General features: G+C 71.9%; 7 protein-coding genes (1 of these 7 cut by a window edge). 1 reads left to right on the plus strand and 6 read right to left on the minus strand.

What is annotated here, in order from left to right; all coding sequences use genetic code 11:
- Nucleotides 1-93: 93 nt before the first annotated feature.
- The 5 genes from ACTJKJ_RS16855 to ACTJKJ_RS16875 form a co-directional block, all read right to left on the minus strand.
- Nucleotides 94-2802 carry a TonB-dependent receptor gene (locus ACTJKJ_RS16855; RefSeq protein WP_440821136.1) on the minus strand — a complete coding sequence of 903 codons (2709 nt, stop codon included), beginning with the start codon at nt 2800-2802 and terminating at the stop codon, nt 94-96.
- Between the two features lie 110 nt (nt 2803-2912).
- Entirely contained in the window at nt 2913-4235 is a 1323-nt protein-coding gene (locus ACTJKJ_RS16860) for a glycoside hydrolase family 53 protein (protein WP_440821137.1), read from the minus strand.
- 216 nt (nt 4236-4451) lie between these two features.
- Nucleotides 4452-5702: a DEAD/DEAH box helicase gene (locus tag ACTJKJ_RS16865; RefSeq protein WP_440821138.1), complete on the minus strand. Its 1251-nt coding sequence runs from the start codon at nt 5700-5702 to the stop codon at nt 4452-4454.
- The gene (gene dbpA / locus ACTJKJ_RS16870; RefSeq protein ID WP_440821139.1) at nt 5699-7135 is read right to left on the minus strand and encodes an ATP-dependent RNA helicase DbpA; all 1437 of its coding nucleotides are present in this window, start codon (nt 7133-7135) and stop codon (nt 5699-5701) included. Before dbpA ends, ACTJKJ_RS16865 begins: the two co-directional genes overlap by 4 nt.
- Before the next feature lie 100 nt (nt 7136-7235).
- Complete coding sequence (locus ACTJKJ_RS16875; RefSeq protein WP_440821140.1) at nt 7236-7745, minus strand: DUF6265 family protein; 510 nt, start codon at nt 7743-7745, stop codon at nt 7236-7238.
- A 115-nt stretch (nt 7746-7860) separates the two neighbouring features.
- Here ACTJKJ_RS16875 and ACTJKJ_RS16880 point away from each other — a divergent pair, with 115 nt between their 5' ends.
- A complete protein-coding gene (locus ACTJKJ_RS16880; protein ID WP_091727530.1) occupies nt 7861-8802 on the plus strand; it encodes a LysR family transcriptional regulator in 942 nt (313 codons plus the stop codon).
- Here ACTJKJ_RS16880 and ACTJKJ_RS16885 read toward each other — a convergent pair.
- Nucleotides 8723-8836, minus strand: partial view of a DUF885 domain-containing protein gene (locus ACTJKJ_RS16885; RefSeq protein WP_440821141.1) — the 3' portion only. 1836 nt of this gene lie beyond the right edge of the window; only the last 114 of its 1950 coding nucleotides appear in the window; its start codon lies beyond the right edge, outside the window — the gene reads right to left on this strand; the stop codon is at nt 8723-8725. The two genes, ACTJKJ_RS16880 and ACTJKJ_RS16885, sit on opposite strands and share 80 nt — an antisense overlap.

An 8836-nucleotide genomic window follows, 5' to 3' on the forward strand; every position in this document is an offset into this window, starting at 1 on the left:
ACCCGGCGTCACCGCTGACGCGCCGGGTGGGCAGGCGCGGATCGGGCCGCAAATGAAGAAGGCCCGGCGCGAAGGCCGGGCCGTGGGCGGGGCTTACAGCTCCGCGCGCAGGCTGATCGCGAAGCGGCGATCGTCGGTGTAGGTGCCGCGCGGCAGGCCGTAGTCGCTGAACACGCTGCGGCGCACCGTCCGCGTCAGGTTGTTGCCTTCGAGGGCAATGCGCAGCCGCGGCGTGATCGCGTAGCTGAGGTAGGCGTCGACCATGCCGTAGCCCTTCATCGTCACCGGCGTCAGCGCGGTCACGCCGTCGTTGCTGGGGAAGCTCAGCCGCGAGCCGACGGTGTAGTCGCTGCGCCAGTTGTAGGCCAGCCGCGCGGAGAAGTCGCCCAGGTCGTACATCGCCACCAGGTTGGCGCTGCGCTTGGACAGCCCCTCCAGCGGCGCGCTGCGGCCGTCGATCGGGCTCGGGGCGGCGCTGTCGACCAGCGTGAAGTTGGCCTGCAGGCCCAGCCCGCGCAGCAGTCCGGGCAGCTTGTTGAAGAAGCCGGTGTAGCCGACCTCCAGGCCGCGGATGCGGCCGTCGCGGCCGTTGCTCGGCGTCGTCAGCGTGTAGCTCGTACCGTTGATCGTGGTCTGCGTGCTGGTGGTCTGGATGAAGCCCGACACGTCCTTGTAGAAGGCCGCGCCGTAGACCGAGTCGCTCTTGGACAGGTAGTACTCCAGCGTCGCGTCGACCTGGCTGGCGCGCAGCTTGTCGAGCTCCGGATTGCCCTGGTAGCCGGTCCGGTCGTTGACGTTGAGGCTCAGGCTGGGCGTGAGCTGGTCGAAGTTGGGCCGCGTGACCACGCGCGACAGCGCCAGCCGCGCCAGCAGGTCGGGCGTGAGCTCGAGCTTGAGGTTGAGCGAGGGCAGGAAGTCGGTGTCGGTCTTGGACAGGTCCACGCGACCGCCGCTGGTGGCGGTGTAGCCGCGCTGGGTGCGCGTGGTGACGGCGCGCACGCCGACGTTGCCGGTCAGCGGCAGGCCCGCGAGCGTGGTGTCCAGGTCGCCGGCGACGTAGACGGCCGCGGCGCGCTCGCGGAACTCGAAACTCTGCGCCGGATCGAGCTCGGGCACCGTCAGGTTGAAGGTGCTGCGCACGGCTTGCGCGTCGCGCAGCCAGCGCGTGTCGGTGACGGTCAGCCACTGGCGCGGGATGTTGCCGGCGCCGGCGTCCTTGAGCAGGTTGTCATAGGGCAGCAGGCCCACCGCCGGGATCTGCGACAGGTTGAACATCCAGATGTCGTCGATCGTGTTGATCTCGGCGCTGCTGGCGCGGCGGTCGTTGAGCCGCACGCCGGCGTGCAGCGTGGTCAGCGCGCCGAAGTCGACCGGCTTGTCGCCGTCCAGGCGCCAGGCGGTTTCCTTGCCGGTGTTGCGGGTGCGGAAGTACAGCGCCTTGTCGGCCCAGTAGTTGGCCGGGTTGTCGAGCTGCGCGGTGGGCGAGAAGGCCGACGGCAGCTTGGTGCCCAGGTCGAAGCTGTAGCTGACCGGGTCGTTGGCGAAGGTGCCCAGGCGCACCTCCTGGTAGAAGCGGTCGAAGGTGCTGCGGGTGTGGCTGAGGTCGCTGCGCAGCGTGGCGTCGCCGACCTTCCACTTGCCGGCCAGCGCGAGCTGGTCGATCTTGGTGTTCTCGTCGGCCACCGAGCCCGAGGTGCTCATGCTCGCGCCCCAGAAGCTGCCTGAGACGAACCGGCCGTTGGCGTCGGTCTGGATCGCGCCGTTCGGCCAGAGCTGGCCCTGGTTGGCGGTGTTGCTCCAGTTGGCCCAGAACGGCGAGGCGTAATGGCCGTAGACGTCGGTGCGGCTCTTGAGCTGCGTGTGGTTGAAGTCCAGCGTGTATTCGCTGCGGCCGTCGGGGCGCCATTGCAGCGAGGCGCTGGCGGCCTTGCGGTCGCGCTCGCCGAATTCGTAGGCCAGCCACTGGCCCAGCGGCGCGACGGTGCCCGAGCCGTCGGCCAGTTGCGCCGGGTTGTCGAGCTCCTGCGTGTCGGAGCGGTAATCGCGCTTCTGCGCCGACACGCTGAGCAGCGCGCCGAACTCGCCGGCGTCGGTGCGCCAGCGGTTGGACACCAGCAGCGAACCTTCGCCGTTGTTCTTGTCGGCGAGCTCGGCCCGCGTCGCCTTGACCGAGCCGGCCAGCTTGAAGCCGGCGAAGTCGAACGGGCGGCGGGTGCGCAGGTCGATGACGCCGCCGATGCCGCCCTCGATCAGGCTGGCGGTCGGGGTCTTGTAGACGTCGGCGCCGGCGAGCAGCTCGGCGGGCACGTCCTGGAAGGCCAGTCCGCGCTCCTTGCCGGCGGTGAAGATGACGCGGCCGTTGAGCAGCGTCTGCGTCTGCTGCAGGCCGCGCACCTGGACGCGGTCGCCCTCGCCGCGGTTGCGCGAGATCTGCACGCCGGTGATGCGCTGCAGCGCCTCGGCGACGTTGGCGTCGGGCAGCTTGCCGATGTCGTCCGCGACGATGGAGTCGACCACCTGGTCCGCGTTGCGCTTGATGTCCTGGGCCTTGATCAGGCTGGAGCGCTGGCCCTGCACGACCACGGTGTCGAGGGCGCTGCCGGCGGCGGACGCCGAGGCGGCCGGCGGCGCGGCCTGCGCGCGGGCGTCGGCCGGCAGCAGCAGCGCGGCGCAGGCCAGCGCGACGGGCGCCAGCAGGAAGACGGAGGGGCTGGCGGCGCAGAGGGCGGGACGGGCGGGACGGGCGGCAGGGCGGACGCCGCGGGCGCGGGCGTCAGGCGTGGCGAGGGTGGACAGGGTCATGGTGTCTCCGTCGTTGGACGTGTCGTGTTGTTGTCGAGGGCCGCGTCGGGCGCTGCCTCGTGGCGTCGTGGGGTCTGGGGATCGTGGGACGTCGGTCAGCGGGGAGGGCGTCAGCGACAGGGCGCCGCGTCGCGCATCGCGGTCAGCGAGGGCAGCGCGCGGCCCCGGTCGTCGAACAGCGTCTGGTTGGCCCAGCCGTTGCCGTCGCCGGTGCGCCAGCCCGCGCCGGGTACCGCGAGCCAGGCGGGCTCCCAGTAGAAGACGCCCAGGCCCTGCGGCACCGCGGCCACCGCGCGGACCACGTCGCGCAGCATCCGTGCCTGGCCCTCGGGCGTGGCGGGATAACCGGAGCGGCGCGCGCCTTCCTCGTTGAAGACCGCGCCGCCGCCGCCGGGGTTGTCCAGCTGGTGGCCGTACGCGGTTTCGACCACCACCAGCGGTTTGCGGTAGCGGTCCGACAGCATGCGCAGGTTGTCGCGCAGCGCGTCGTAGGGGTCGTGGTGATACGGGTACCAGCTCAGGCCGATGACGTCGTAGTCGAGCTTGGCGGCCTCGAACCCGTCGTAGACCCGGCGGAAGGTCTCGGCGCTCTTGCCGTCGCCCTGGTGCGCCAGGTGCAGCATCACCGGCAGGCGGCCGCCGCGCAGCGCGTCGGTGGCCCGGACGCCGCGGATGCCGGCCCGCAGCAGCGCGATGAAGGCCGCGTCGCCGCCGACCTGCTCGTCGGGCGTCTGCTGCCAGGTCTTGCCGTCGGGCCAGAGCATGCCGCCGTTGATCTCGTTGCCGACCTGGATCATGTCCGGGTCGGTCCCCTGCTCGTGGAGGGCCTTCAGCACCTCGGAGGTATAACGTTCAACCTCCTGGGCCAGCGCCGCGCCGTGCAGGCGGGTCCAGGCGGCGGGTTTCGCCTGTTTGCCGGGGTCGGTCCAGTGGTCGCTGTAGTGGATGTCCAGCAGCCATTTCATGCCTTGCGCCTTCAGCCGCCGGGCCAGCCGGAGCGTGACGGCCAGGCCGTTGTCGCCGCCGCCGACGGGCTCGCCGTGGCGCGAGACGATGCGGCCGTCCTCGATCACGTCGTGGGCGTTGACCGGCGTGTGCCACAGCCGCAAGCGGCCCCAGTTCATGCCGGCCGCGCGCAGGATCTGCAGCGCGGAGCCCGGCCGGCCGTCGGCCGTCGAGAACTTCCCGCCGCCACGCTCGACGGTCTCCAGCGTGGAGATGTCGACGCCGAGGATGAAGTCCTTGCGGTGGGAGGTCTGGATCGCGCCGTCCGCGTCAGCGTCGCAGCGGGGAACGGCCGGCGCGGCGGCTGATTCGGCGGCAGACGCGGCAGGGGAGGCGACGGCTGATCCGGCGGCGCAGAGCGCGGCACCGGAGAGCACCAGGTTGCGTCGGGTGACGCCAGGACGGGGCAACGGGCGCGGCAGGATCACGGCTGTCTCACTCGCCGGGACGCCTGGCGGCGCCTCGGCCTTGTTGTCGGTGCCAGCTATCTTGCTGGTCAGGTTAATCGCTTAACCTTGCGACTAGTGTCGTCGATTGCCGCAGGGCGGGGGTGAGGGGTTTCCCGATCCCGCGCGGGCCTGACGCGCCGGCGTCACACACCGGCCTCACATGCAGGCCTAACGCGTCGGCCTAACGCATCGGCCTCAGGTGCCGCGCTTCACCGTGGCCGCCGCCGCGGCGGCCCGGAGCTTGTCCTTCTTGCTCGGCCGCCGACCCTTGACGCCGCCGGTCGCCGCGTCCGGCGGCGCGGTCTCGGTCGGCTCGAAGCCGGCGATGCGCTCGCGGGCGACGCGCCGTCCCTGGCGCTTCTCGATCAGGCGGAAGTGCGCTTCCGTCGCGGCGCTGATGAAGCTCACCGCCAGGCCGTTCTCGCCGGCGCGCGCGGTGCGGCCGATGCGGTGCGTGTAGTCCGCCGCGGCGCGCGGCAGGTCGTAGTTCACCACGACCGGCAGCCGCGCGATATCGATGCCGCGCGCGCCGAGGTCGGTCGCCACCAATACCCGCAGCCGGCCCGCCTTGAAGTCGGCCAGCGTGCGCGTGCGCGCGCCCTGGCTCGCGTCGCCATGGAAGGCGGCGGCCTCCAGGCCGGCCCGGCGCAGCTTGTCGGCCACGTGGTCGCAGGCATAACGCGTGGCGACGAAGACCAGCACGCGCGACCAGTCGCCGAGTTCGATCATGTGGCGCAGCAGCGGCGTGCGCCGCGCGGCATCGACCTCGACGGCATGCTCCTCGATCTGCCCCTCGGTGGCCGGCTCGCCGGTGACCTCGACGCGCACCGGGTCGTGCAGCAGCTGGGTCGTCAGCGCCTGCACCGCGTCCGGGAAGGTGGCGGAGAACAGCAGGTTCTGCCGCCGGCGCGGCAGCAGCGCCAGCACCTGCGCGAGCTCGTCGGCGAAGCCCGCGTCGAGCAGGCGGTCGGCCTCGTCGAGCACCAGGCAGTCGACGTCGCCCAGCTTCAGCGCGTTCTTCGCGACCACGTCGAGCAGCCGGCCCGGCGTCGCCACGACGATGTCCGCGCCGCCGCGCAGCGCCATCATCTGCGGATTGATCGACACGCCGCCATACAGCACCGAGACCTTGACCGGCTCGCGCAGGAAGCGCCCGACCTGGATCAGGGTCTCGCCGACCTGCGCGGCGAGTTCGCGCGTGGGCACGAGCACCAGCACCTGCGCTCGGCGCAGCGCGGGGCGCACGCCGGCATCGAGGCGCTGCAGCACCGGGAAGACATACGCGGCCGTCTTGCCCGAGCCGGTGGCGGCGCTGCCCAGCAGGTCGCGACCGGCCAGGATCGGCGCGATGGCCGCGGCCTGGATGGGGGTGGGCCGGTCGAAGCCCAGTTCGTCGGCGGCGCGCAGCAGCGCGGGCGACAGCCCGAGGTCGGCGAAGTCGCTCACAGGCGCCTCACCTTCACCGACTTGCCCTTCACCTTGCCGGCATTGAGCCCGCGCAGTGCCTGGTCCGCCAGCTCGGGCGCGACGGCCACGTAGGTGGAGAACTCGTTGACGTTGATCTTGCCGATGCTGGCGCCGTCCAGGCCGAGGTCCTTGGTCAGCGCGCCCAGCACGTCGCCGGGGCGGATCTTCTCCTTGCGGCCGCCGAGGATCTGCAGCGTCACCATCGGGGGCCGCAGCGGCGGGCCGCCGGCCGTGGCGGTCAGCTCGGACAGCGGGTACCAGGGACTGACGCTGCCCTGCATCTGGTCGATGCGGCCGACGCGGCCCATCTCGTCCAGGCTGGCGAGGCTGAAGGCCCAGCCCGCTTCGTCGGCGCGGCCGGTGCGGCCGATGCGATGCACATGCACCTCGGGATCGGGTGTGATGTCGACGTTGATCACTGCCTCGAGCTGCGCGATGTCCAGTCCGCGCGCGGCCACGTCGGTGGCGACCAGCACGCTGCAGCTGCGGTTGGCGAAGCGCACCAGCACCTGGTCGCGCTCGCGCTGTTCCAGGTCCCCATGCAGCTCCAGCGCCACGATGCCCTGCGCCTGCAGCACGGCGACGAGGTCGCGGCACTGCTGCTTGGTGTTGCAGAAGGCCAGCGTGCTGGCCGGGCGGAAGTGGTTGAGCAGCAGGCCGACGGCATGCAGCCGCTCGGCCTCGGTCACCTCGTAGAAGCGCTGGCGGATCTTGTTGGCCGCATGGCGCTCGGTCAGCGTCACCGTCTTGGGGTCGCGCATGAAGCGGCCCGCCAGTGCGGCCACGTCGTCGGGATAGGTGGCCGAGAACAGCAGCGTCTGGCGCTGCTTCGGGCAATGGGCGACGACCTGGGCGATGTCCTCGGCGAAGCCCATGTCCAGCATGCGATCGGCTTCGTCCAGCACCAGCGTGTTCAGCGCCTCCAGCGACAGCGTCTCGCGCTGCAGGTGGTCGAGGATGCGGCCCGGCGTGCCCACGACGATGTGGGCGCCATGCGCCAGGCTGGCGAGCTGCGTGCGGATCGGCACGCCGCCGCACAGGGTCAGCGTCTTGATGTTGTCCTCGGCACGGGCCAGGCGGCGGATCTCCTGCGTGACCTGGTCGGCGAGCTCGCGCGTCGGGCACAGCACCAGCGCCTGGACGGCGAAGCGGCGCGGATTCAGGTTGGCCAGCAGCGGCAGCGAGAAGGCCGCGGTCTTGCCGCTGCCGGTCTTGGCCTGCGCGATCAGGTCGTGGCCGCCCAGCGTCAGCGGCAGGCTTTCCGCCTGGATCGGCGTCATCGAGAGGTAGCCCAGCTGGCGCAGGTTGGCCAGCATGGGGGGGGGCAGGGGAAGGCGGTCGAAGGCGGTCGCGTCGGACGCGGGCGTCGGTGCCGCCGGGGCGGCGGAGCCGGTGGGATCGGTGCGGGTCATGCGCGATTGTCGGCGATCCGCGCCGCCGGCCCCGGGCCCGCCTGCCGGCGAATCGACGATGAAGTCGCGTTTCGGGCCCGCTCGGCGGGGCCGTCCGCCGTCAAGGCGCGGGCTTGGCCGCCTCGCAGGCCACGCGCCGCATCGGGAAGTCGATGCCGCGCGTCGTGCCGTTGCGCTGGCCCTCGATGCGGGCGGCGAGCCCCGTGTCGCCGACGGCGCGGTAGATCACGCGCTGGGGGAAATCGTGCGCCGGGTTCTCGAAGGTCACGGCGCGTTCGCCGATCGAGGTGGCCACGAAGGTCGCCTCCTTCTGCCGCGACGGCTGCGCGATGAAGACCGGCTGGCCCTCGGCGTTGAGCCGGATCTGCATGAACTCGTGCTCGACGGTACGGCCGTTCCTGACCGTGCGGCCGATGCCCAGCATCGTGCCGCCGGCCAGCGGCAGCCAGTGCTCCACCGAGCCCGCTTCGCCCTGCTCCGCGGCCCAGCAGCCGGCCAGCCAGCCGAGCCGCTCCAGCTGGGCGTCCTCGGCATGGGCGTTGGCGGGCGCGAGGGCGGGGGCAAGGGCGGCAAGCGGCAAGGCGATCACGGCGGCGAGGCGAGGGCGCATGGCGTGGGCTCCGGTGGGACGATGCGCGAATCTACCGCCGGGGTCGCGCCGACGCCAGGCGGCCGCGAAAGAGAATGCGCCCGATCTCGCCAACAGCAATCAAGGTGACTCGACGATGGACCGATTCGATGCGCTGCTCGCCTTCGCCCGCGTGGTGGAGGCCGGCAGCTTCACCAAGGCGGCGCAGACGCTGCACCTGAGCAAGACCACCGTGACGCAGCTGGTGCAGCAGCTCGAGGCCCGCCTGCGGGTGAAGCTGCTGCACCGCACGACGCGGCAGGTGCGCGTGACGCCGGACGGCGCCGCGTATTACGAGCGCGTGGTGCGCGTGCTGGCCGACCTGGACGACGCGGACACGGCGCTGTCCAGCGCCACCACGTCGCCGCGCGGCCGGCTGCGGGTCGACGTGCCGACGCCCTTCGCGCGGCTGGTCCTGATGCCGGCGCTGCCGGAGTTCCATGCGCGTCATCCGGAGATCCAGCTCGACATGGGCGTCAGCGACCGCATCGTCGATGTCATCGGGGACAACGTCGACGCGGTGCTGCGCGGCGGCGAGGTCACGGTGCCGTCGCTGATCGCGCGACGCATCGGCGAGCTGCCGCTGGGCGTGTATGCCGCGCCGTCCTACCTGGACGCGACCGGCGTGCCCGCGCATCCCCGCGACATCGAAGCGGACCCGCAGCGCATCGTCGGTTTCCTGCGCGCGAGCACGGGACGCATCGCGCCGATCCAGATGCGGCGCGGGGAGGAATCGGTGGAGGTGCGCGGCCGCTACGTCGTCGCGGCCGACGATGGCAATGCCTACCTGGCGGCCGGGCTTGCGGGCATGGGCGTGCTCTGGCTGCCGCGCTACATGGCCGGGCCGCATGCGGCGCGCGGCGAGCTGGTGCCGTTGCTCGAGGACTGGACGATGGATCCGATGCCGATGTACCTCGCCTATCCGCCCAACCGCAACGTCAGCGCCAAGCTGCGCGTGTTCATCGACTGGGTCGACGAGTTGATGCGACGGCACGCGCCGGCGATCGTGCCGGCGGCGTCAGGGCCAGGCGAAGGTTGATCTGCGCGTCGGGAGTCAGGGCGCCGCGGTGGCC

The organism is Roseateles sp. 22389, from assembly GCF_052044995.1.
Classification (GTDB): domain Bacteria; phylum Pseudomonadota; class Gammaproteobacteria; order Burkholderiales; family Burkholderiaceae_C; genus Roseateles.